The organism is Starkeya nomas, assembly GCF_902703545.1.
Classification (GTDB): domain Bacteria; phylum Pseudomonadota; class Alphaproteobacteria; order Rhizobiales; family Xanthobacteraceae; genus Ancylobacter; species Ancylobacter moscoviensis.
Map to the genome: position 1 here is coordinate 880,260 of NZ_CACSAS010000001.1, position 21,738 is coordinate 901,997.

At 67.6% G+C, this 21,738-nt stretch carries 18 protein-coding genes; 10 read left to right on the forward strand and 8 right to left on the reverse strand.

Annotated features, from left to right (window positions below; translation table 11 throughout):
* The first annotated feature begins 3 nt into the window (after positions 1-3).
* Positions 4-1,521 carry a Ppx/GppA phosphatase family protein gene (locus STARVERO_RS04260; RefSeq protein ID WP_144342960.1) on the forward strand — a complete coding sequence of 506 codons (1,518 nt, stop codon included), beginning with the start codon at positions 4-6 and terminating at the stop codon, positions 1,519-1,521.
* A gap of 45 nt (positions 1,522-1,566) precedes the next feature.
* Here the strand turns inward: STARVERO_RS04260 and rnd are convergent, their stop codons facing one another.
* Positions 1,567-2,724, reverse strand: coding sequence for a ribonuclease D (gene rnd, locus STARVERO_RS04265; protein WP_159598014.1), 1,158 nt, complete (start codon positions 2,722-2,724; stop codon positions 1,567-1,569).
* Between the two features lie 154 nt (positions 2,725-2,878).
* Between rnd and STARVERO_RS04270 the strand changes: the two genes are divergently transcribed.
* The gene (locus tag STARVERO_RS04270) at positions 2,879-3,346 is read left to right on the forward strand and encodes a DUF992 domain-containing protein (protein ID WP_159598015.1); all 468 of its coding nucleotides are present in this window, start codon (positions 2,879-2,881) and stop codon (positions 3,344-3,346) included.
* A 147-nt stretch (positions 3,347-3,493) separates the two neighbouring features.
* The gene (aspS, locus tag STARVERO_RS04275; RefSeq protein ID WP_159598016.1) at positions 3,494-5,266 is read left to right on the forward strand and encodes an aspartate--tRNA ligase; all 1,773 of its coding nucleotides are present in this window, start codon (positions 3,494-3,496) and stop codon (positions 5,264-5,266) included.
* Positions 5,267-5,360: 94 nt separating this feature from the next.
* On the opposite strand, the gene STARVERO_RS04280 is transcribed toward aspS, so the two are convergent.
* Positions 5,361-7,355 carry a hypothetical protein gene (locus STARVERO_RS04280; RefSeq protein WP_159598017.1) on the reverse strand — a complete coding sequence of 665 codons (1,995 nt, stop codon included), beginning with the start codon at positions 7,353-7,355 and terminating at the stop codon, positions 5,361-5,363.
* A 163-nt stretch (positions 7,356-7,518) separates the two neighbouring features.
* Between STARVERO_RS04280 and STARVERO_RS04285 the strand changes: the two genes are divergently transcribed.
* The 4 genes from STARVERO_RS04285 (at position 7,519) to STARVERO_RS04300 (ending at position 11,204) form a co-directional block, all read left to right on the forward strand.
* Positions 7,519-9,798 carry an NADP-dependent malic enzyme gene (locus tag STARVERO_RS04285; protein WP_159598018.1) on the forward strand — a complete coding sequence of 760 codons (2,280 nt, stop codon included), beginning with the start codon at positions 7,519-7,521 and terminating at the stop codon, positions 9,796-9,798.
* A 107-nt stretch (positions 9,799-9,905) separates the two neighbouring features.
* Positions 9,906-10,223, forward strand: coding sequence for a glycine zipper domain-containing protein (locus STARVERO_RS04290; RefSeq protein WP_144342954.1), 318 nt, complete (start codon positions 9,906-9,908; stop codon positions 10,221-10,223).
* 262 nt (positions 10,224-10,485) lie between these two features.
* Positions 10,486-10,698, forward strand: coding sequence for a cold-shock protein (locus STARVERO_RS04295; protein WP_144342953.1), 213 nt, complete (start codon positions 10,486-10,488; stop codon positions 10,696-10,698).
* Between the two features lie 290 nt (positions 10,699-10,988).
* Positions 10,989-11,204 carry a cold-shock protein gene (locus STARVERO_RS04300; RefSeq protein WP_013165949.1) on the forward strand — a complete coding sequence of 72 codons (216 nt, stop codon included), beginning with the start codon at positions 10,989-10,991 and terminating at the stop codon, positions 11,202-11,204.
* Between the two features lie 127 nt (positions 11,205-11,331).
* Here STARVERO_RS04300 and STARVERO_RS04305 read toward each other — a convergent pair whose 3' ends face one another.
* The gene (locus tag STARVERO_RS04305; RefSeq protein ID WP_159598019.1) at positions 11,332-11,742 is read right to left on the reverse strand and encodes a GFA family protein; all 411 of its coding nucleotides are present in this window, start codon (positions 11,740-11,742) and stop codon (positions 11,332-11,334) included.
* A gap of 115 nt (positions 11,743-11,857) precedes the next feature.
* On the reverse strand, positions 11,858-15,574 hold the full coding sequence (locus STARVERO_RS04310; protein WP_159598020.1) for a vitamin B12-dependent ribonucleotide reductase: 3,717 nt from the start codon (positions 15,572-15,574) through the stop codon (positions 11,858-11,860).
* Between the two features lie 563 nt (positions 15,575-16,137).
* Here STARVERO_RS04310 and STARVERO_RS04315 point away from each other — a divergent pair.
* The 3 genes from STARVERO_RS04315 (at position 16,138) to STARVERO_RS23810 (ending at position 18,637) form a co-directional block, all read left to right on the forward strand.
* Positions 16,138-17,328, forward strand: a complete 1,191-nt coding sequence (locus STARVERO_RS04315) for an MFS transporter (protein WP_159598021.1) — start codon at positions 16,138-16,140, stop codon at positions 17,326-17,328.
* A gap of 71 nt (positions 17,329-17,399) precedes the next feature.
* Positions 17,400-17,855 carry an NADH:ubiquinone oxidoreductase subunit NDUFA12 gene (locus tag STARVERO_RS04320; protein ID WP_144342949.1) on the forward strand — a complete coding sequence of 152 codons (456 nt, stop codon included), beginning with the start codon at positions 17,400-17,402 and terminating at the stop codon, positions 17,853-17,855.
* Between the two features lie 131 nt (positions 17,856-17,986).
* Positions 17,987-18,637, forward strand: a complete 651-nt coding sequence (locus tag STARVERO_RS23810) for a DUF2155 domain-containing protein (protein ID WP_144342948.1) — start codon at positions 17,987-17,989, stop codon at positions 18,635-18,637.
* Here the strand turns inward: STARVERO_RS23810 and aat are convergent.
* The 4 genes from aat to aroQ are packed head-to-tail and all read right to left on the reverse strand — an operon-like array spanning position 18,568 to position 21,619.
* Positions 18,568-19,248, reverse strand: a complete 681-nt coding sequence (aat, locus tag STARVERO_RS04330) for a leucyl/phenylalanyl-tRNA--protein transferase (protein ID WP_159598022.1) — start codon at positions 19,246-19,248, stop codon at positions 18,568-18,570. The genes STARVERO_RS23810 and aat overlap by 70 nt on opposite strands.
* A 54-nt stretch (positions 19,249-19,302) precedes the next feature.
* Positions 19,303-20,655 carry an acetyl-CoA carboxylase biotin carboxylase subunit gene (gene accC, locus STARVERO_RS04335; protein WP_159598023.1) on the reverse strand — a complete coding sequence of 451 codons (1,353 nt, stop codon included), beginning with the start codon at positions 20,653-20,655 and terminating at the stop codon, positions 19,303-19,305.
* Between the two features lie 10 nt (positions 20,656-20,665).
* A complete protein-coding gene (gene accB, locus STARVERO_RS04340) occupies positions 20,666-21,148 on the reverse strand; it encodes an acetyl-CoA carboxylase biotin carboxyl carrier protein (RefSeq protein ID WP_418655053.1) in 483 nt (160 codons plus the stop codon).
* A gap of 33 nt (positions 21,149-21,181) precedes the next feature.
* Complete coding sequence (gene aroQ, locus STARVERO_RS04345) at positions 21,182-21,619, reverse strand: type II 3-dehydroquinate dehydratase (RefSeq protein WP_159598024.1); 438 nt, start codon at positions 21,617-21,619, stop codon at positions 21,182-21,184.
* Positions 21,620-21,738: the final 119 nt, after the last annotated feature.

A 21,738-nucleotide genomic window follows, 5' to 3' on the forward strand; every position in this document is an offset into this window, starting at 1 on the left:
CGCATGAGCGATAATTCGCGTGAGGCCGGCGACGGCCTCGTCTCCGGTGCGCCGATCGCGGTGATCGACATCGGTTCGAACTCGGTGCGTCTCGTCGTCTATGAGCGCCTGTCGCGCAGCCCGACGCCGATCTTCAACGAGAAGGCGTCGTGCGGGCTGGGGCGGGAGGTGCTGACCACCGGGCGGCTCAATGCCGACGCGGTGGCGAAGGCGCTGTCCACGCTGCGGCGCTTCCGCGTGCTGTGCGACCGCATGGGCGTCGGCAAGCTCTATGTGCTGGCCACCGCCGCGACGCGTGATGCCTCGAACGGGCCGGACTTCGTCGCCGCCTGTACCGAGATCTGCCGGACCGAGGTCGAGGTTCTGTCCGGCAAGCGCGAGGCCCAGCTCTCTGCCCTCGGCATCCTTTCCGGCGTGCACCACGCCAATGGCGTGGTGGGCGATCTCGGTGGCGGCTCGCTGGAGCTCGCGGACCTCCACGGCCAGCGCATCGGCTCGGGCGCGACCTTCCCGCTCGGCGGTCTCGCGCTACAGGACACGTCCGGCCGCTCTCTCAAGAAGGCGGACAAGATCGTCAAGGACCTGCTGACCAAGGAAACGCACCTCGAGCATCTCAAGGGGCGGACCTTCTATGCGGTGGGCGGCACCTGGCGCGCGCTGGCGCGGCTGCACATGTTCCAGCGCGGCTACCCGCTGCATGTGATGCACGGCTATTTCATCCCCGGGAAGGAGGCGCTCGAGTTCTGCCGCCTCGTGCGCCGCGTGCCGGTCGACACGCTCTCGCGCATCGACACCGTGTCGGACGTGCGCCGCCCCCTGCTCGCCTATGGCGCGCTGGTGCTGGAGCACATCATCCGCATCGGCAAGCCGGCGAACGTCTACATCTCGGCGCAGGGCGTGCGCGAAGGGTTGCTCTACGAACTGCTGTCCGATGCCGAGCGGCGTGCCGATCCGCTGATCGCCGCCGCCGCGGAGCTGAACGAGGTGCGCTCGCGCTCCCCCGCCCATGGCGCGGAGCTGATCGACTGGACCGACCATTTCATGGAGACGACCGGCATCGACGAGAGCGTCGAGGAGAAGCGGTTGCGTCACGCCGCCTGCCTGCTCTCCGACATCAGCTGGCGGGCGCATCCGGACTATCGCGGCGAGCAGAGCCTGAACCTCATCGCCCATGCCGCCTTCATCGGCGTCGATCATCCCGGCCGCGCCTTCCTGGCGCTGGCGATCTACTACCGACATGTCGGCCTGATCGACGAGGACCTGTCGCCGCGCATCCGCGAGCTGGTCTCCGCCCGCTTCCTCGACCGGGCGCGCATTCTCGGCGCGGCGATGCGGGTCGCCTATATCCTCTCCGCCGCCATGCCGGGCACGCTGCCGCTGACGCCGCTGACGGTGGAGCGCGGCAAGCTGGCGCTGAACCTCAAGGGCGATCTCGCGCCGCTCGGCGGCGAGCGCATCGCCAACCGGCTGCGCACGCTGGCGCGGCTGATCGGGCGCGATCCGCTGCTCGTGACGGAGTAGGGGCGTCCCGCTCCGTCCGCTTCTTTCCTGAGAAGACCGGCGCTCTTAGGCGTCCGGCCGGTCGAGTGCGATGACGCGCCCGCGTTGCATGGCGAGGGCGAGATGGCCGGACTTGAGCGCCAGCGCCCGGTCGCCGAACAGCTCGCGCCGCCAGCCGTGCAAGGCCGGCACGTCCGGTTCGTCTTCCGAGGCGATGCGTTCGAGATCGTCGACGGTGGCGATGACCTTGGCGGCCACGCCGTGCTGCTCGGACGTCATGCGCAGCAGGACCTTCAGCAGCTCGACCGTCGCCGACGCACCATTGGAGAGCGGCTTGTCGCGCTCGATGCGCGGCAGGGTCTTGGGATCGCGGGCGAGGCCCGCCTTCACCGCCTCGACGATCATCTCGCCGGCGCGCGAACGCTCGAAGCCCTTGGGAATGGAGCGCAGCTGGCCCAGCTTCTCGATGGTGGCGGGGTGCTGGGAAGCGATCTCGCCGATCACGTCGTCCTTGAGGATGCGCGAGCGCGGCGTATCGCGGGACTGTGCCTCGCGCTCGCGCCACGCCGCCACCTCCATCAGCACGGCGAGGTCCTTGGGCTTGCGCGCGCGCGAGCGCAGGCGTTCCCAGGCGCGCTCGGGCTCCTGACGATAGGTGTCGGGTGAGGTAAGCACCGCCATCTCCTCGCCCACCCAGTCGGCGCGGCCGCGCTTCTTCAGGTCCGCGTCGAGCTTGAGGAAGACGTCGCGCAGATGGGTGACGTCCGCTTCCGCATAGGCGATCTGCGGGGCGCTGAGGGGGCGGCGGGACCAGTCGGTGAAGCGCAGCGACTTGTCGAGCACGTGGCCGGTGAGCCGCTGCACGAGCTGGTCGTAGGAAATGGAGTCGCCGTGTCCCAGCACCATCGCCGCCACCTGGGTGTCGAACACGGGATGGGGGATGATGCCGGCGAGGTGCCAGACGATCTCGATGTCCTGCCGGCCGGCATGGAAGACCTTCAGCACCTTCTCGTTCGACATCAGCGCGAAGAAGGACGAGAGGTCGATGCCGTCGGCTACCGCGTCGACCACCACCGCCTCGTCGGGGCTGGCGAGCTGCACGACGCACAGCTTCGGCCAGAAGGTGGTCTCGCGCAGGAATTCCGTGTCGACGGTGATGAAGGGATGCCGGGCCAGCCGCTCGCAGGCGGCGTCGAGAGCGTCGGTTGTCGTGATCATGTTCATGTTGAACCGTTACATAGCGGAGTCGGGGCGGCGATACGACTCCCGAATGGCGCCGCCGGCCCGCCGGCAAGCGTTAACCATCTTCGACTAGCATCGATGACGATTCGCAGCCGGGCGTACCGGCTGTCCGCGCACCATCCCAAGGGGACCATTCATGAAGAAGGCAATGCTTGCTCTCGCCGCCGCCGGGGTTCTGGCTTCGGCGTTCTCCGCCCATGCGGCCGATCGCGTCGATGCCGGCGTACTGGTCTGCTCCGTCGGCTCCAGCATCAGCATGATCGTCGAGTCCAAGCAGGAGCTGAGCTGCACCTACAAGCCGACGCAGGGCCCGGACGTGACCTATACCGGCGTGATCCAGCGCGTGGGCGTCGATCTCGGCGTCACCGGCGCGGGCATGCTGACCTGGGGCGTGGCCGCCGTGACCAAGGCCGTGGCGCCCGGCGCGCTGGCCGGCAAGTATGCCGGCGTTTCCGGCGATGTGGCGCTCGGCGTCGGCGTCGGCGCCAACGCGCTGGTGAGCACCGACAATTCCATCGCGCTCAACCCGGTTTCGGTCGAGGGCAATATCGGCGCCTCGCTGGCGCTGGGCGTTGCCGAGCTGACGCTGACCTACAAGCCGTGAGCCTTCGCGCTGGCGCCGGGACCCTTTCGGCACCAGAGCATTCTTGACAAAGCCAAGCCTCGCATGCACCCCTCCGCGCGCCCCGCGCAGAGGGGTGTTTTGTTATTTCCGCCGCGGATCGGCGGCACTCAAGCCCGGGAAGATGCCATGCACCGCTATCGCTCGCATACCTGTGGAGCCCTTCGCGCGAGCGATGTCGGCGCCACCGCGCGGCTGTCCGGCTGGTGTCATCGCATCCGCGACCATGGCGGCGTGCTGTTCATCGATCTGCGCGACCATTACGGCCTGACGCAGGTGGTGATCGATCCCGACAGCCCGGCCTTCAAGCTGGCCGAGACGGTGCGTTCGGAATGGGTGATCCGCGTGGACGGGCGCGTGCGCTCGCGTCCTGCCGGCACCGAGAACCCCGAGCTGCCGACCGGCCAGGTGGAGGTCTACGCGGCGGAAATCGAGGTGCTGGGCGCCGCCGCCGAGCTGCCGCTGCCGGTGTTCGGCGATGTCGAGTACCCGGAAGAAACGCGCCTGCGCTACCGCTTCCTCGACCTGCGCCGCGAGAAGCTGCACAAGAACATCATGACGCGCGGCGCCATCATCGACGCCATGCGCGCGAAGATGAAGGCTCAGGGTTTCTTCGAATTTCAGACGCCGATCCTGACTGCTTCCTCGCCGGAGGGCGCGCGCGACTTCCTCGTGCCGAGCCGCCTGCATCCGGGCAAGTTCTACGCGCTGCCGCAGGCGCCCCAGCAGTACAAGCAGCTGATCATGATGAGCGGCTTCGACCGCTACTTCCAGATCGCGCCCTGCTTCCGCGACGAGGACCCGCGCGCCGACCGCCTGCCGGGCGAGTTCTACCAGCTCGACCTGGAGATGAGCTTCGTCGAGCAGGACGACGTGTTCGCCGCCGTCGAGCCGGTGATCACCGGCGTGTTCGAGCAGTTCGCCGACGGCAAGCCGGTGACGAAGAACTGGCCGCGTATCCCCTATGCGGTCTCGATGCAGAAGTACGGCACCGACAAGCCGGACCTGCGCAACCCGATCGAGATGCAGGACGTCTCCGAGCATTTCCGCGGCTCGGGCTTCAAGGTGTTCGCGCGGCTGCTGGAGGCCGAGCAGAACCGCGTCTGGGCGATCCCAGGCCCGACCGGCGGTTCGCGCGCCTTCTGTGACCGCATGAACTCGTGGGCGCAGGGCGAGGGCCAGCCGGGGCTCGGCTACATCATGTGGCGCGAGGGCGGAGAAGGCGCCGGCCCGATTGCCAACAACATCGGTCCGGAGCGCACGGCGGCGATCCGCGACCAGCTGGGTCTCAAGGAAGGCGATGCCGCTTTCTTCGTTGCCGGCGATCCCTCGAAGTTCGTGAAGTTCGCCGGCGCCGCCCGCACCAAGGTGGGCGAGGAGCTGAACCTCGTCGATCACGACCGCTTCGAGCTCGCCTGGATCGTCGACTTCCCCTTCTACGAGTGGAGCGAGGACGAGAAGAAGATCGACTTCTCGCACAACCCCTTCTCCATGCCGCAGGGCGGGCTCGACGCGCTGAACGGGCAGGACCCGCTCACCATCAAGGCGTTCCAGTACGACATCGCCTGCAATGGCTACGAGATCGCCTCCGGTGGCATCCGCAACCACCGTCCCGAGGCGATGGTGAAGGCGTTCGAGATCGCCGGCTATGACGAGCAGACGGTGATCGAACGCTTCGGCGGCCTCTACCGCGCCTTCCAGTATGGCGCGCCGCCCCATGGCGGCATGGCGGCGGGCGTCGACCGCATCGTGATGCTGCTGTGCGGCACCACGAACCTGCGCGAGATCTCGATCTTCCCGATGAACCAGCAGGCGCAGGACATCCTCATGGGTGCGCCGAACGAGGCGACGCCGAAGCAGCTTCGCGAGCTGCACATCCGCACCAACGTGCAGGATAAGTGAGCGCTTCGGCGGCTCTTGCCTGCGGATAAAGGGAAAGGGCGGCCGCGAGGCCGCCCTTTGCTTTTGGAGGATCGGTCGCGCCAGTAACCGGGGTTCAGGGCGTGTCGGCGACCTCGACGTCGAGCTCGTCGACGACGCCGAGCGGGTTGTCGCCGTTCAGCGTCTCGACGATCGTCATCACCGGGAGCGGCTCGCTGCGCGGAGTGATGCGCAGCGCCAGCGTGCTCATCGGCTTCTGGATGAAGCTGACGAAGGCCTGCACCGCGGGGCCGAGCTCGGGCCGCTCCGACACCGTCTCGGACAGTAGCAGCTCGGCGAAGCCGGCGAAGAGCTGGCGGATTTCCGCCGGCTTGATCCCCTGTTCCTTGGCGGCCTCCTCCAGCTTCTGGTCGTAGAGGCCGGCATCGGTGACGCTGATGACGAGCTGGCCCAGATTGACCTGCGCCGCGCCGGCGATGGCCTCGTCGGGCTGGGCGGAAAAGACGGAATCGTCCACGTCGTTCAGCGTGAGCCTGGCCGAAACGGCAAAGGCGTCGGACACTTCGACATAGATGGGATCGAGCGTGGCCGTTCCGCTGCCCTCGTTCCAGTCGGCCTTGACGTCCATCGCGACGTTGACGCGCTGCGCCTGACCCGGCACCAGCGCGAAGGCCGTATCGGCGGCGCTCACCGCGTCGGTGGGGCCGGTCATGCGGAGCGTGGCGGCGATGCGGGTCGGCAGCGCGTCGGTCTCGCCGTTCCAGGAGAGCGAGAGCTTGTCGATATTCACGGGCTCGCCCTTGTCGGTGGGGGCTTCCGCGTCGTCGAGCTCGAAGGTTCCCAGCACGCTGAAAAGCCGCGCCGGCCAGTTGAGCAGGGCCTTGGCGTCGCGGGTCGCCTCGGCGGCGAGGTCCATCATCGTGCCGGGCCGAAGGCCCCCGACGAAGAGCCGGGCGACGCGGAAGGTCTTGCCGTCCGCCTCGGTGCCGCTGAGCTTGTCGAGCGCGATCTGGTCGAAGCGGCCGCCTTCCAGCGGACCGGCCTTGAGAGAGGCGAGGGACGCCTTGCCGCCGTCCGGCGTGGTGCCGTCCATGCCGTCAAAGACGATGGAGCCGATGCGCAGCCCCTCGTCATAGACGCCGGCCACGAGCTGCATGATCTGAGCGGCTTCTTCCGGCGAGGGCTCCTTGCCCTGCGCGGCGAGCTGCTGCAGGCGCTGGCCCATGGCGAACAGCTCCTCGGCCGGTATGGCGGAGGGGCGGATGGCGAGGTCGCGCAGCGCCATGGACTTCCAGCGCTGGCGCAGGCCTCCGTCGGTGGTGACCTCGTAGCCGTCCACCGAGATGGCGCCATAGACGGTGCGGAACGCATCCGCCGCCAGCCGCCGCTCCGGATCGAGCAGGACGAGCATGGCGCCGACATCCACCCCTTCGGCGCTGACCCGGCCGACGGAGCCCTTGCCGGCATTCTGGGGGGCGCCGCCGAGGGTGAAGGTGGAGGGTTCGATCGTCGCGGTGGCGAAGCGGCCGTCGACCAGCCGTTCGAACGTCACCGCGCCATGGGTCACATCGGTCTCGATCCGCGAATCGCCGGCGCCGGCGCGCGTCGAGACCGTCGATTCGGGAATGGCGATGCGGTCGGCAGTGACCTGCTCGAGGAAGGCCAGCGCGACCTGCCATGCGGTTCCCGCGCCCGGCGTCGCGGAAGGAATCTCCAGCGCCGTCACGTCGATGCGCGGCGCGCGGTAGCTGGCGTCGATCTCCGGCGCCAATGGCAGCGGCCCGTCGAAGGCGATGCCCTCGATCTCCACCTTTTTGGCGAAGAGGCGGGCGGGGGAGGGGCGCTCCACGCCGGTGGCGAGGAAGGAGGCGACCTTCAGCGCCCCCTGACCCGGTGCGGCAAGGGCGATGTCGCGCAGCTCGAAGCGGCCGTCGAACACATCGTAGCGGACCTCGCCGGTCGTCGCCTCCACGCCGTTCGCCTTGAGATTGGCCAAAACAGCGGCGACATGGCTGCGGGCGAGATAGCCGACATAGAAGGTGAAGCCGAAGTAGCCGCCTATGCCGGCGACCAGAAGAGCGACGAGAGCGACGATGAACGTCTTGCGCATGCGGGCATGACCTGAGAAGGACGGGGGCGCGGCCTCCGGCCGCACGCCTGGGAGGGCACCATAAACCAACCGTCGAAAGGCGGGCATTACAAAATGGGAAAGACGTTGTACGGCGAAGCAGAAACCCTATGCTCCGCCGCCAGCTCCGGGGGAAGGAAACGTCATGGCGTCTTATATTTCCGATGATCTGCGCTCGGGCGCGATGTTCTATCACCGCATGCCCCGGCCGGGTAAGCTGGAGATCCAGCCGACCAAGCCGCTCGCAAACCAGCGCGATCTCGCTCTTGCCTATACTCCCGGCGTTGCCGCCGTCTGCGAGGCGATCGCGGCCGACAAGCCGCTGGTCTCCGAGCTTACCGCCCGGCAGAACCTCGTCGCGGTGGTGTCGAACGGCACCGCGGTGCTCGGCCTCGGCAATATCGGCCCGGAGGCTTCCAAGCCGGTGATGGAGGGCAAAGCGGTCCTCTTCAAGAAATTCGCCGGCATCGACGTCTTCGACATCGAGATCAACGCGCTGGAGCCCGACCACGTGGTGAGCGTGGTGGCGGCGCTGGAGCCGACCTTCGGCGGCATCAACCTTGAAGACATCAAGGCGCCCGAGTGTTTCGAGATCGAGACCCGGCTGCGCGAGAAGATGAACATCCCGGTGTTCCACGACGATCAGCACGGCACGGCGATCATCGTCGCGGCGGCGATCGTCAACGCGCTGCACATCGGCGGTAAGCAGCTGTCGGACGTGAAAATCGTCACCTCCGGCGCCGGCGCGGCGGCCATCGCCACGCTCAACCTGCTGCTCTCCATGGGCGCCGCGCGCGAGAACATCTGGGTCACCGACATCGAAGGCGTGGTCTATGAAGGCCGCGAGAAGCTGATGGACCCCTATAAGGGGGCCTTCGCGCAGAAGACCGACGCGCGCTCGCTCGCCGAGGTGATCGTGGGCGCGGACATCTTCATCGGCCTGTCGGCCGGCGGGGTGCTCAAGCCCGAAATGCTGAAGACCATGGGCGAGCGTCCGCTCATCATGGCGCTGGCCAACCCGACGCCGGAGATCATGCCGGACCTCGCCCGCGAGGCGCGCCCGGACGCGATGATCTGCACCGGCCGCTCGGACTTCCCGAACCAGGTCAACAACGTCCTGTGCTTCCCCTTCATCTTCCGTGGCGCGCTGGATGCCGAGGCGACCACGATCAACGAGGAGATGAAGGTCGCGGTGGTGAACGCCATCGCCGAGCTGGCGCGGGAGACGCCTTCCGACGTCGTCGCCCGTGCCTATGGTGGCGAGACGCCGGTGTTCGGCCCCAACTCGCTCATTCCCTCGCCCTTCGATCCGCGCCTCATCCTGCGCATCGCCCCGGCGGTCGCCAAGGCGGCGATGGATTCGGGCGTCGCCAGGCGGCCGATCGCCGATTTCGACGCCTATCTGGAGCAGCTCGACCGTTTCGTGTTCCGTTCCGGCCTGGTGATGAAGCCGATCTTCACCCTCGCCAAGCAGGCGCCCAAGCGGGTGATCTACGCCGAGGGCGAGGATGAGCGCATCCTGCGCGCCGCGCAGGTGGTGGTGGAGGAGGGACTGGCGCGCCCGATCCTCATCGGCCGTCCCTCGGTGATCGAGACGCGCCTGCAGCGCTTCGGCCTGTCCATCCGTCCGGGCCAGGATTTCGACCTCATCAATCCCGAGGACGATCCGCGCTACCGCGACTATGTGAGCACCTATGTCGAGCGCGCCGGCCGCCGCGGCGTGACGCCCGAGCTCGCCCGCACGCTGGTGCGCACGACGCCGACCGTGATCGCCGCCCTGGCGGTGCTGCGCGGCGATGCCGACACCATGCTGTGCGGCGTGGAGGGGCGCTTCATCCGCCACCTGCGCCACATCCGCACCATCATCGGCATCGCGCCCGGCGTGCGCGACGTGGCGGCGCTCTCCATGCTGCTGACGTCGAAGGGCGCGTTCTTCCTGTGCGATACGCAGGTCACGCTCGACCCCTCGGCCGAGGATCTGGCCGAGATGGCCCAACTCGCCGCCGCGCATGTGAAGCGCTTCGGCATCGAGCCGAAGGTGGCGCTGCTGTCGCATTCCGACTTCGGCAGCCGCGACGACGCCAGCGCCACCAAGATGCGCGATACCCTCGAGCTGCTGCTGGAGCGCGCGCCCGGCCTGATGGTCGACGGCGAGATGGAGGGCGACAGCGCGCTGGTGCCCGAGATGCGCGAGCGCGTGATGCCGGAGAGCCGCCTGCAGGGCGTCGCCAACATCCTCGTGATGCCCAATCTCGATGCCGCCAATATCGGCTACCAGATGGTGAAGGTGTTCGGCGATGCGCTGCCCGTCGGGCCGATCCTGCTCGGCACGGCGCGGCCGGCGCACATCCTCACCCCCTCGGTCACGGCGCGTGGGATCGTGAACATGACGGCCATCGCGGTGGTCGAGGCGCAGGGCTGCTGACCGCTTCACGGTTCGCTCGCCAGTTTGATCGGGCGCAAGGGCGCCCGCTCACCGGATCGGCTAGGCAGGTGCGAGGGATCGCGCCTGCCTTTTTCCTGGAGAGTTTCATGTCGCATCGCTGGACATTCGCCGCCCTGCTGGCCGCCGGGCTGGCCCTCTGCTTCGCCGCGCCGGCGAGCGCGCGCAATGACACGGCGCGCGGCGCCCTGATCGGTGGCGCGACCGGCGCGGTCATCGGCGGCGCGGTGACGGGGAGCGGCGGCGGAGCCGCGGCGGGAGCGCTCATCGGCGCGGGAACGGGCGCCGCCGTCGGCGCCAACCGCAGCCGCCGTGCGCGCTCTTCTTATTTCTGGCGAAACGGGCGGTGCTATGTGCAGCAGCGCAATGGCCGGATCGTGCGGGTGGACCGCCGCCACTGCCGTTGAGCGGGTGCTTCGTTCCGCTCTTCAGTCAGCATCGGAGCGATGACGTAGCGGAATGTTTTTCGCCGAAAAGCTTCTTTGTGCTCGAAATGTGGCCGTTCCTGCCGTGGAATTGCCATATTTCTGACCAAGCTGCTGGGCGGCACGAATTTGTCTGAATGACTGGGCGACCCTCCGGGCGAGCGGTTTTTCGCAAAAGTCGGCTGCGAAATCGGCGGTCCTCGCGGGGCGCCGGCTGTTACACAGGTCTCGAAGGTTCTTTCTAATGGCGGATACCGGCACGGTTAAGTGGTTCAACGAGCAGAAGGGCTATGGTTTCATCCAGCCCGACAGCGGCGGCAAGGACGTGTTCGTCCACATCAGCGCGGTCCAGCGTTCGGGCCTGCAGGGCCTGCGCGACGGTGACAAGATTTCCTTCGAGCTGCAGACCGACCAGCGCTCGGGCAAGACCTCCGCGGTCAACCTGCGCCCGCTCTGAGCCGCGCTTTCGACGCGCGCGAAACGGACTGGGTTGTCCGTTTGGAGGAAATACAATGTCGTCGCTCCTCTTGGATCGACGACATTTCTGCTGCGGGCGATTCATATAATGTTGCTGCCCCTTGCAAAGACAGCCATTCGCGCTAGTCTCCTGCGCAGACTTTGGCTGGACTCTGGGCCGTTTCACCTTGCGCACGCAGGTGCACGTTCAGCTTTTCTTCCAAATTCGACCCAGCGGTGGGGGCCATGTCCCCGCTGAATGTGCAACCTCGATGCGAGAGACTACCCACTATGTCTACCCAGACCGGCACCGTTAAGTGGTTCAACGACCAGAAGGGCTACGGCTTCATTCAGCCTGATGGCGCGGGCAAGGACGTGTTCGTCCACATCAGCGCGGTCCAGCGTTCGGGCCTGCAGGGCCTGCGTGACGGCGAGAAGGTGTCCTTCGAGCTGCAGACCGACCAGCGCTCGGGCAAGACCTCCGCGGTCAACCTGCGCGTCGGCTGATTGCCGGAGGCGCCCGGCGGGCCGCCTCACACGATCAAGATCGGAAAAGCCGCTGGCCTTGGGCCGGCGGCTTTTTTGTTTCCGTGCTCATGGTCGAAGGGCGGGGCATGGGCGCCTCGTCCCGGTCTCAGGCGGCGCGCCCGTTGAACGGGGTGGGCGAGAGTTCGGCAAGATCGACGCCGTGCAGCGCGCGCACATTGACCGCCACCATCGCCGAGCCGTCCGGCGCGGTGCCGCGGGCAAAGGACTCGACTCCGCAGGCCGCGCAGAACAGATGGCTGATCACATGGCGGTTGAAGCGGTATTCCTTCAGCTTGTCCTCGCCGCTGAGCAGCGCGAAGCCGCTCGTCGGCGCGAAGGCGAGGATCAGTCCCTTGGTGGTGCAGATCGAGCAATTGCAGGCGATCGCCTTCGACAGGTCCAGGCTCGTCTCGAAATGGACGGCGCCGCAATGGCAGGAGCCGCTGAAACGGCGCAGCGGCGCGGGCTGCGATACGTCGTCCGTCGTCACCGCGCCTGTCTCCTGATCCGTGCTCATGTGCTCCTCCCGGCGAGCTTTCATTGGCGCGCACCTTCCGCCAGCCGGGGAGGGCCGTCAAACGCAAACGGCCGGGCAAGCGCCCGGCCGTCGCGTCTGTCGATGTCCGGCGAACTCAGCTGCAGCCGGTGGTCGAGCCGCAGGTCTCGCACTTCAGGCAGGTGCCGTTGCGCACCATGGTGAAGTTCTGGCACTCGGGGCAGGCCTCGCCCTCATAGCCCTTGGCGCGGGCGATGGCACGGGCCTCCGCCTTGGTCGGCGCGGCCGCCGCGGCGACCGGAGCGGTGGCGGGCGAGCTCCAGGGCAGGGCGTCGGTGCTGCCGGCCGCCTCTTCCTCGGCTTCTGGCTCGGCCTTGAGGGCGGTCGCGCCCTGGATGCCGCCGCGCAGGGCGGTGACGTTCGAGGTGGCCGGCGCGACGGTCGTGCCCGCCGGCACCACCATCAGGCCCACCGACTTGCCGCGCGTCAGGCCCTTGGAGACCATGCGCGAGGCCGGGGTAGCGGTCGGAGTCGCCTTGCCTTCGTCCACGCCCTTGCCGAGCGCGTCGAAGTTCGACTCGCCAGCGTCGACATGACCGAGATCGTTGCGGCCGAGATAGGACACGGCCAGTTCGCGGAAGATGTAGTCGAGGATCGACGTCGCGTACTTGATCGTGTCGTTGCCCTGCACCGGGCCCGCAGGCTCGAAGCGGGTGAAGGTGAAGGCGTCGACGTACTCCTCCAGCGGCACGCCGTACTGGAGGCCCAGCGACACCGAGATGGCGAAGTTGTTGATGAAGGAGCGGAGCGCCGCGCCTTCCTTGTGCATGTCGATGAAGATCTCGCCGAGGCGGCCGTCATCATATTCGCCGGTGCGCAGATAGACCTTGTGGCCGCCGACCACCGCCTTCTGGGTGTAGCCCTTGCGGCGGTCGGGCATCTTCTCGCGCTCGTGCACGGCGACGATGCGCTCGACGATCTTCTCCACCACCTTCTCGGTGATCTGCGCGGCGCGGGCGGCGGCGGGCTTGTCGAGGAACGCCTCGATCGCGTCCTCCTCGTCCTCGTCGTCGGCGATGAGCTGCGAATTCAGCGGCTGCGAGAGCTTGGAGCCGTCGCGGTAGAGCGCGTTGGCCTTCAGCGCCAGGCGCCAGGAGAGCAGGTAGGCCTCCTTGCAGTCCTCGACGGTCGCCTCGTTCGGCATGTTGATGGTCTTGGAGATCGCGCCCGAGAGGAAGGGCTGCGCCGCCGCCATCATCAGGATGTGGCTGGTGACCGAGAGGTAGCGCTTGCCGATGCGTCCGCAGGGGTTGGCGCAGTCGAACACCGGGTAGTGCTCGGTCTTCAGGAACGGCGCGCCTTCGAGCGTCATGGCGCCGCAGACGTGGATGTTGGCGGCTTCCACGTCCTTCTTGGTGAAGCCGAGATGGGCCAGCAGGTCGAAGGCCGGGTCGGCGAGCTTGTCGGCCGGCACGCCGAGTTTGGCCAGGGCCTCGTCGCCGAGCGTCCAGCGGTTGAACACGAACTTGATGTCGAACGCGCTCTTCACGCCGGCATCGATCTTGGCAAGCATCGCGTCGTCGAAGCCCTTGGCACGCAGCGTCGAGTGGTTGATCGCCGGGGCCTGGGTGATCGAGCCGTGGCCGACCGCATAGGCCTCGATCTCGCCGATCTGGCTTTCCGAGTAGCCAAGCGTGCGCAGCGCTTCCGGCACGGCGCGGTTGATGATCTTGAAGTAACCGCCGCCGGCCAGCTTCTTGAACTTCACCAGCGCGAAGTCGGGCTCGATGCCGGTGGTGTCGCAGTCCATGACGAGGCCGATCGTGCCGGTGGGCGCGAGCAGCGTGGTCTGGGCGTTGCGGTAGCCATGCTCCTCGCCCAGCGCCAGCGCCTGGTCCCAGGTCGCCTTGGCGCGCTCGACGAGGATCGGCTGCGGGACCTTGGCATGGTCGAGCGGCACGGGGTTGGTGTTCAGCCCCTCATAGCCGCCCTTCTCGCCATAGGCGGCGCGGCGATGGTTGCGCATCACGCGCAGCATGTGCGTGGCGTTCGGCTTGTACTCAGGGAACGGGCCGAGCTCCTTGGCCATCTCCGCCGAGGTAGCGTAGGCGACGCCGGTCATGATGGCGGTCAGCGCGCCGCAATAGGCGCGGCCCTCGTCGGAATCATAGGGAATGCCGGAGGTCATCAGCAGGCCGCCGATATTGGCGTAGCCGAGGCCGAGCGTGCGGTACTCGTAGGAGAGCTTGGCGATCTCCTTCGAGGGGAACTGCGCCATCAGGATCGAGATCTCGAGCACGACGGTCCACAGCCGGCAGGCATGCTCGTAGCTCTCCACGTCGAACGTGCCGTCCGCCTTGCGGAACTGCAGGAGGTTCAGCGAGGCGAGGTTGCACGCGGTGTCGTCGAGGAACATGTACTCCGAGCAGGGGTTGGAGGCGCGGATGTCGCCGCCCGCCGGGCTCGTGTGCCAGTCGTTGATGGTGGTGTGGAACTGGATGCCGGGATCGGCGCAGGCCCAGGCCGCGTAGCCGATCTTCTCCCACAGCTCCTTGGCCTTGAGCGTCTTCGTCACCTTGCCGGTGGTGCGCGAGACGAGGTTCCACTCGCCGTCGGCCTCGACCGCGGTGAGGAAGGCGTCGTCGACGCGGACCGAATTGTTCGAGTTCTGGCCGGAGACGGTGAGATAGGCTTCCGAATCCCAATCGGTGTCGTAGATCGGGAATTCGATGTCGGTGTAGCCCTGGCGCGCGAACTGGATGACGCGACGGATGTAGTTCTCCGGCACCTGCGCCTTCTTGGCGGCGCGGATCTCGCGCTTCAGCGCCGGGTTCTTCTCCGGCTCGAAGCAGTCGTCGTCCTCGCCCTCGCAGTTTACGCAGGCCTTCATCACGGCCTTCATATGCTTGGCGACGGTCTTGGAGCCGGTGACGAGGGCGGCGACCTTCTGCTCCTCCTTCACCTTCCAGTCGACATAGGTCTCGATGTCGGGATGGTCGGCGTCGACCACCACCATCTTGGCGGCGCGGCGGGTGGTGCCGCCCGACTTGATGGCGCCGGCAGCGCGGTCGCCGATCTTCAGGAAGCTCATCAGGCCGGAGGAGCGGCCGCCGCCGGAGAGCTTCTCGCCCTCGCCGCGCAGCGCCGAGAAGTTGGAGCCGGTGCCCGAACCGTACTTGAACAGGCGCGCCTCGCGCACCCACAGGTCCATGATGCCGCCCTCGTTCACCAGGTCGTCGGAGACGGACTGGATGAAGCAGGCATGCGGCTGCGGGTGCTCATAGGAGGACTTGGAGCGCGTCAGCTTGCCGGTGGCGTAGTCGACATAGAAGTGGCCCTGGCCGGGGCCGTCAATGCCATAGGCCCAGTGCAGGCCGGTGTTGAACCACTGCGGCGAGTTCGGCGCGGCCATCTGCATGGCGAGCATGTAGCGATGCTCGTCGAAGAAGGCCTGCGCGTCCTCCTCGCTATCGAAATAGCCACCCTTCCAGCCCCAGTAGGTCCAGGTGCCGGCGAGGCGGTCGAAGACCTGGCGGGCATCGGTCTCGCCGATGAAGCGCTCCTTCTCGGCGAGGGCGCCGAGCGCCTTCTCGTCGGCGGCGCCGCGCCAGAGGAAGGAGGGAACCGTCTCCTCCTCGACCTTCTTCAGGCGCGCGGGGACACCCGCCTTGCGGAAATACTTCTGGGCGATGATGTCGGTCGCAACCTGGGAGAAATGCTCGGGCACGTCGATCCCTTCGAGGCGGAACACCACCGACCCGTCGGGATTGCGGATTTCGCTGGTCGCCTTGCGGAACGCGATGTCCGCATAGGGTGAACGGCCGGCCTTCGTGTAACGGCGCTCGATGCGCATTCTCTTCGTCCCCGCTTCGCGGCGAGCCCTGTCGTCCGGCCCGCTCATCGACATTCAAAGCCACGGATCTCGGTCCGCGCACGCCTGTCTTCCGGCAACGTGATCGACCTGACGGCCGTTCCGCTCCCGCTTGTTTTTGGCACGCACAACGCCCCGCCGGGATCAACATGCCGACGACGGAGTCCGCTTCAATCTGGATGATGCCGGGCACAAAACCTACGCTGCGTCCGACGAGGCCAAACTGGCCGACTCCCTTTTTTTCGTCAACCTTCCGTCACAAACTCTAGTGTGGAAGGGATGAAAAATATCTAAATATAGATGGTGACGCCAGTCCTCGCGCGCCACCCCGCGAAGCTCCAATCGAGCGCGGATTCGCGCCGTGAGTCCAGTCTGAATGCAGGTGGTCGCGGAGGGGCGGTGAAGAACGGGGATGTCGGGCATGCCTCTGTCGGGAGCGCACGGCAGGGATGCGCGGGCCGCGAACTGACCTACCGGCATCTGGACAGGCGGCCCCCGCGCCCTCAAATGGCGTGTCTCCGCCATTTTTGCCCCGGCCATATCCCATGACCCAATCCACCGACGCGGCTCCCGCCGCCGGCGCGCTCACCTTTTTCCTGCTCGCGCTGGCGGCGGGGCTGGGCGCCGCGAATCTCTACTACGCCCAGCCGCTCATCGCGCTGATCGCCGACGACATCGGCCTCGACGAGACGCTGGCGAGCCTCGTCGTGACGGTCGGCCAGATCGGCTACATATTGGGGCTCCTGCTGCTGGTGCCGCTGGGCGACATACTGGAGAACCGGCGGCTCATCGGCTCCATCATCCTCGCGGCGGCGGCGGGTCTTGGCCTCGCCTTCGCCTCCACCACACCTTCGCTCTTCCTGCTCGCCGCGCTGGTCTACGGCATCGGCTCGGTGGTGGCGCAGGTGGCGGTGCCCTTCGCGGCGCATCTGGCGCGGCCGGAGGAGCGCGGGCGCAAGGTGGGCAGCGTGGTCAGCGGGCTGATGACCGGCATCCTGCTCGCCCGGCCGGTGTCCTCCATGGTGGCGCACTGGTTCGGCTGGCGGGCGGTGTTCCTGATCGCGGCGCTGGCGATGCTGGCTTTGGCCGTCGGGCTGCGCGCCGCGCTGCCGCAGCGCCATCCCGGCGGGAAGGCGACCTATCGCGCGCTCGTCGGCTCGCTCTGGCCGCTCATGCGCTCGCAGCCGGTGCTGCGCCGGCGCGCCGCCTATCAGGCCACCATGTTCGGTGCCTTCACCCTGTTCTGGACCGCCGTGCCGCTGCTGCTCTCGGCGCCGCAATTCGGGCTCGGGCAGCAGGGAATTGCCATCTTCGCGCTCGCCGGGGCGGCGAGCGTCGTCATCTCGCCGCTGGCCGGCTGGTTCGCCGACCGCGGCTTCTCGCGCGCGGCGACGGGCGTGGCTCTCCTTCTGGCGATCGCCGGCTTCCTCGTCACCGAACTCGGCGCGGCGATGTCCTCGGTCGTGGTGCTCGCCATCGGCGCCATCGTGCTGGACTGCGCGGTGACGGCAAATCTCGTCTTCGGGCAGCGGGCCATCTTCATGCTGGCGCCGGAGATCCGCTCGCGTCTCAACGCGCTCTATATCGCGACCTTCTTCTTTGGCGGCGCCCTCGGCTCGGCGCTGGCGAGCCCGCTCTACGAACGGGGCGGCTGGGGCGCCGTCACCATCGCCGGCATCACCATCATCGCCCTGGCGCTCGCCTACTACACGACGGAGTTCCGCCGCCGCGATTGAGCGCCTCGCTCCATCGTGCGTAAGCGCCGCGCGGGCGCTCGCGCGGCTGGACACCGGGCGGCTCGGGTGGCATGTTCCGCCCGAGCTTTAAAGCCGGCGCAGGGACGAATTCCGTGAAGCTTTCCGACTTCATCACCGAGACCTTCACCTGGTGGAAGGGTCAGACCATGGGCACACGTTTCCACACGTGGCGCTACGGTGAGTTCGTTGGGGAGGACGAGTTCGGCAATCGCTACTATCGCACCAAGGGTCGCAAGATCGACCCGACGCTCGGCTTCGAGCGCCGCTGGGTGATCTTCAACGGCTATGCCGAGGCGAGCGCCATTCCGCCGGGCTGGCACGCCTGGATGCACCAGCGCTCCGATGTGCCGCCGAGCGAGGAAACCTACGTTCCCCGCGAGTGGCAGAAGCCGCATCGCCCCAACCCGACCGGCACGGCGAACGCCTATCACCCGCCGGGCTCGACGCTCGGCTTCGGTCACCGCCCGGCCGTCACCGGCGACTACAAGGCCTGGACGCCCGAGTGACATCGCATCCGCCGGCAAGGCGCGCGGGGGATCGTGCACCCGTGTCCCGCTCGCCCCGACATCGCCGCATTGCCCCGCATCTTGGCCGGTGGCGCGCCCCGGACGAGGCGCGCGGCTTTCGAGGCTATCCGATGTTCGCCGGTCCGCTCCGTTCTGCGCTCCTGACGGCCGTGGCGCTCCTCGCGCTCGCCGGCCCGCTCGCCGCCCAGCAGGGCTGGCAGGGCGGCGTCGATTCGCAGCCGCTGGCGCCGCCGGCCGACGTGCCGTCCGGCGCGGTCGACAATCCCGATTCGCCTCCGCCCGGCGGTCCCGGCGTTCCCTCCATCATGGAGGATCCCGACGCGGACGCGCCGCGCGCGCCGGCCCCGACACAGCCCGAGGTGCCCGGCCAGGCCACGGTCGGTCCCAGCGGCGACATCGAGGTGGTGCAGCCGCCCGATCAGAAGATCGAGAACAAGACCGCCGTGTTCTCCGGCCTCGACAAGATCACTGGCCGCATCATCAGCTTCGACGTTGCGATCAACGAGACCGTCCAGTTCGGTGCGCTCCGCATCACGCCGCGGGCCTGCTACACGCGCCCGCAGACCGAGCAGCAGAACACCACGGGCTTCGTCGAGGTCCAGGAAATCACGCTGGAAGGCAAGATGCAGCCGTTGTTCGGTGGCTGGATGTTCGCGTCCAGCCCGGGCCTGCACGGCGTCGAGCACCCGATCTATGACGTGTGGCTGACCGACTGCAAGCAGAGCGCGCCGGTGATCGCCTCGCCGGGCGGCCAGCAGTAGAAATCGCCCTCGCCATCCGCCAGGGCCTGCGACAGTAGCCGGTGATAGTGCCGCCGGGGCACCTCGATGGCGCCGAAGCTCTTGAGATGATCGGTGACGAACTGCGTGTCGAGCAGGGTGAAGCCGCCCTGCTTCAGCCGCGCCACGAGATGCACCAGCGCCACCTTCGAGGCGTCGCGCGCGGTGTGGAACATGCTCTCGCCGAAAAAGGCGCGGCCGAGCCGCACGCCGTAGAGCCCGCCGACCAGCTCGCCATCTTGCCACGCCTCCACCGAATGGCAGTAGCCGCGCGCGAAGAGATCGCAGTAGAGCTTGCGGATGCGCCGGTTGATCCAGGTGGAGCCGCGCCCTTCGGCGGGTGCCGCGCAGCCGTCGATCACCGCCTCGAAGTCATGATCGATGCGGACCTCGAAGCGGTCCGAGCGCACGGTGCGCGCGAGCCGGCTCGAAATGGAGAACCCGTCAAGCGGAATGACGCCGCGCCGCTCGGGCTCGATCCAGTAGAGGCCGGGGTCGTCCGCGCTTTCGGCCATCGGGAAGATGCCGCAGGCATAAGCCTTCAGCAGCACTTCCGGGGTGATCTCGACCTGATGTTCGCGCGGGTGTGACATGCCGCCAGCATGGCGGAGATGCGCGGCGCTGTGAAGGCGCCGCGCATGGGAGACTCAACTTGCCGGCTCGCCTTCCGCGAGGAAGTGCTCGAGCCAGTGGATGTCGTAGGCGCCGCGCTTGATGTCGTCGTTCTCGACCAGCTCGCGGAACAGCGGCAGCGTGGTCTCGATGCCTTCCACGACGAACTCGTCGAGCGCGCGACGCAGGCGCGCCAGGCATTCCTCGCGGGTGGCGCCGTGGACGATGAGCTTGCCGATCATGCTGTCGTAATAGGGCGGGATCACGTAGCCCTGATAGACGGCCGAATCGATGCGCACGCCGAGGCCGCCCGGCACGTGCCAATAGGCGAGCTTGCCCGGCGAGGGCCGGAAGGTGCGCGGATGTTCGGCATTCACCCGGCACTCGATGGCATGGCCCTTCAGCACGACGTCTTCCTGGCGGAAGCTAAGGGGCTCGCCGGCGGCCACGCGGATCTGCTCGCGGATGAGGTCGAAGCCGGTGATGGCCTCCGTCACCGGATGCTCCACCTGGATGCGGGTGTTCATCTCGATGAAATAGAACTCGCCATTCTCATAGAGGAACTCGATGGTGCCGGCGCCGAGATACTGCATGTCGCGCATCGCCTTGGCGACGGTCTCGCCGATCTGCGCGCGCTGTTCCGGCGTGATCACCGGGGAGGGGGCCTCCTCGAGCACCTTCTGGTGCCGGCGCTGCAGCGAGCAGTCGCGCTCGCCCAGATGCACGGCATTACCGCGACCATCGCCGAAGACCTGGATCTCGATGTGGCGCGGCGTGCCGAGATATTTCTCGATATAGACCGCATCGTCGCCGAAATTGGCGCGCGCTTCCGAGCGGGCCGTGGAGAGCGCCGTGGACAGCTCTTCCGGCGAGCGGGCAACCTTCATGCCGCGTCCGCCGCCGCCGGCGGCGGCCTTGATGAGCACGGGGAAGCCGATCTCGGCGGCGACACGGGCCGCTTCCTCGTCGGTGGAGACCCCGCCTTCCGAACCAGGCACGCAGGGGATGCCGAGCTTCTTGGCGGTCTTCTTCGCCTCGATCTTGTCGCCCATGATGCGGATATGCTCGGGCTTCGGTCCGATGAACTTCACGCCGTGGTCGATGAGGATCTCGGCGAAGCGGGCATTTTCGGACAGGAAGCCGTAGCCCGGATGCACCGCCTCGGCCCCGGTGATCTCGCAGGCGGCGAGGAGGGCCGGGATGTTGAGGTAGCTGTCCTTGGCGGGCGGCGGGCCGATGCACACGCTCTCGTCGGCGAGCTTGACGTGCATGGCGTCGGCGTCGGCGGTGGAGTGCACCACGACGGTGGCGATGCCGAGCTCCTTGCAGGCGCGCAGCACACGCAGCGCGATCTCGCCGCGATTGGCAATCAGGATCTTGCCGAACATCAGGCGGACCTCACTCGATGATCAGGAGCGGCTCGCCATACTCGACCGGCTGCGCATTCTCCACGAGGACACGGGTCACGGTGCCCGCGCGGGGAGCGGGGATCGCGTTCATGGTCTTCATCGCCTCGACGATGAGGAGCGTCTGGCCTTCCTTCACCACGGAGCCGACATCGACGAAGAACTTCGCGCCGGGCTCGGGGCCGAGATAGGCGGTGCCGACCATCGGCGAGGTGACGAGACCGGGGTGCTTCGACACATCCTCGGCGGCAGCGGCAGGCGCGGCGCCGATGGACGGGGTCGGCGCGGCGGCGATGGGAGCGGGTGCGGCCACGGCCACCGGGGCCGGCGCGGCGTAGACCGTCGGCGCGGCGCGGGCGACGCGGATGCGGAGATCCTCGTGCTGCACCTCGATTTCGGTGAGGTCGCTCTCGGAGAGCAAGTTGGCGATCTCGCGCACCAGCGCAGGGTCGATGTTGGGCTTGTTGGTTTTCATCATGATCCTGTGACGGTGCTCACCGTCTCCCCTTCAGCTCACTCGACTGCCGGCGAGCGCGTCGATGGCGAGCCGGTAGCCGTCGATCCCCAGCCCGCAGATCACCCCACGGGCGACCGGCGAAATGTATGAATGATGGCGGAAGGCTTCCCGCGCGAAGACGTTGGACAGGTGGACTTCGACGAGATTGAGGCCGACCGCCTTGATGGCGTCGGCGACAGCGACGGAGGTGTGGGTGTAAGCGGCGGCGTTGAGAACGACGCCCAGCGAGCCGCGCGCTTCCTGAAGGAAGGTGACGAGCTCGCCCTCATGGTTGGTCTGGCGGAAGACGAGCCCGAGGCCGTGGCGCTCGCAGGCGGCGCGGCAGGCGGCCTCGACATCGGCCAGCGTCGCGCGGCCGTACACCTCCGGCTCGCGCGTGCCGAGCAGGTTCAGGTTCGGACCGTTGAGTACATGCACCGTATCGGGCATCGCGCCTCAGGAAGCCAGCCGCCGCCCGACCCGTGTCGGAACGGCCGCGGGTTTATAGGCAATGGCTTGGCTCACGCCAAGCCCTGCCGTGCTTTGCGGGCGAATAACCCCCAGCCGGT

What these genes read in the sequence shown, in the direction of transcription:
- STARVERO_RS04260 (WP_144342960.1), top strand. Translation starts at nt 4, where the DNA reads ATGAGCGATAATTCGCGTGAGGCCGGCGACGGCCTCGTCTCCGGTGCG.
- rnd (WP_159598014.1), bottom strand. Translation starts at nt 2,724, where the DNA reads ATGAACATGATCACGACAACCGACGCTCTCGACGCCGCCTGCGAGCGG.
- STARVERO_RS04270 (WP_159598015.1), top strand. Translation starts at nt 2,879, where the DNA reads ATGAAGAAGGCAATGCTTGCTCTCGCCGCCGCCGGGGTTCTGGCTTCG.
- aspS (WP_159598016.1), top strand. Translation starts at nt 3,494, where the DNA reads ATGCACCGCTATCGCTCGCATACCTGTGGAGCCCTTCGCGCGAGCGAT.
- STARVERO_RS04280 (WP_159598017.1), bottom strand. Translation starts at nt 7,355, where the DNA reads ATGCGCAAGACGTTCATCGTCGCTCTCGTCGCTCTTCTGGTCGCCGGC.
- STARVERO_RS04285 (WP_159598018.1), top strand. Translation starts at nt 7,519, where the DNA reads ATGGCGTCTTATATTTCCGATGATCTGCGCTCGGGCGCGATGTTCTAT.
- STARVERO_RS04290 (WP_144342954.1), top strand. Translation starts at nt 9,906, where the DNA reads ATGTCGCATCGCTGGACATTCGCCGCCCTGCTGGCCGCCGGGCTGGCC.
- STARVERO_RS04295 (WP_144342953.1), top strand. Translation starts at nt 10,486, where the DNA reads ATGGCGGATACCGGCACGGTTAAGTGGTTCAACGAGCAGAAGGGCTAT.
- STARVERO_RS04300 (WP_013165949.1), top strand. Translation starts at nt 10,989, where the DNA reads ATGTCTACCCAGACCGGCACCGTTAAGTGGTTCAACGACCAGAAGGGC.
- STARVERO_RS04305 (WP_159598019.1), bottom strand. Translation starts at nt 11,742, where the DNA reads ATGAGCACGGATCAGGAGACAGGCGCGGTGACGACGGACGACGTATCG.
- STARVERO_RS04310 (WP_159598020.1), bottom strand. Translation starts at nt 15,574, where the DNA reads ATGCGCATCGAGCGCCGTTACACGAAGGCCGGCCGTTCACCCTATGCG.
- STARVERO_RS04315 (WP_159598021.1), top strand. Translation starts at nt 16,138, where the DNA reads ATGACCCAATCCACCGACGCGGCTCCCGCCGCCGGCGCGCTCACCTTT.
- STARVERO_RS04320 (WP_144342949.1), top strand. Translation starts at nt 17,400, where the DNA reads ATGTTCCGCCCGAGCTTTAAAGCCGGCGCAGGGACGAATTCCGTGAAG.
- STARVERO_RS23810 (WP_144342948.1), top strand. Translation starts at nt 17,987, where the DNA reads ATGTTCGCCGGTCCGCTCCGTTCTGCGCTCCTGACGGCCGTGGCGCTC.
- aat (WP_159598022.1), bottom strand. Translation starts at nt 19,248, where the DNA reads ATGTCACACCCGCGCGAACATCAGGTCGAGATCACCCCGGAAGTGCTG.
- accC (WP_159598023.1), bottom strand. Translation starts at nt 20,655, where the DNA reads ATGTTCGGCAAGATCCTGATTGCCAATCGCGGCGAGATCGCGCTGCGT.
- accB (WP_418655053.1), bottom strand. Translation starts at nt 21,148, where the DNA reads ATGAAAACCAACAAGCCCAACATCGACCCTGCGCTGGTGCGCGAGATC.
- aroQ (WP_159598024.1), bottom strand. Translation starts at nt 21,619, where the DNA reads ATGCCCGATACGGTGCATGTACTCAACGGTCCGAACCTGAACCTGCTC.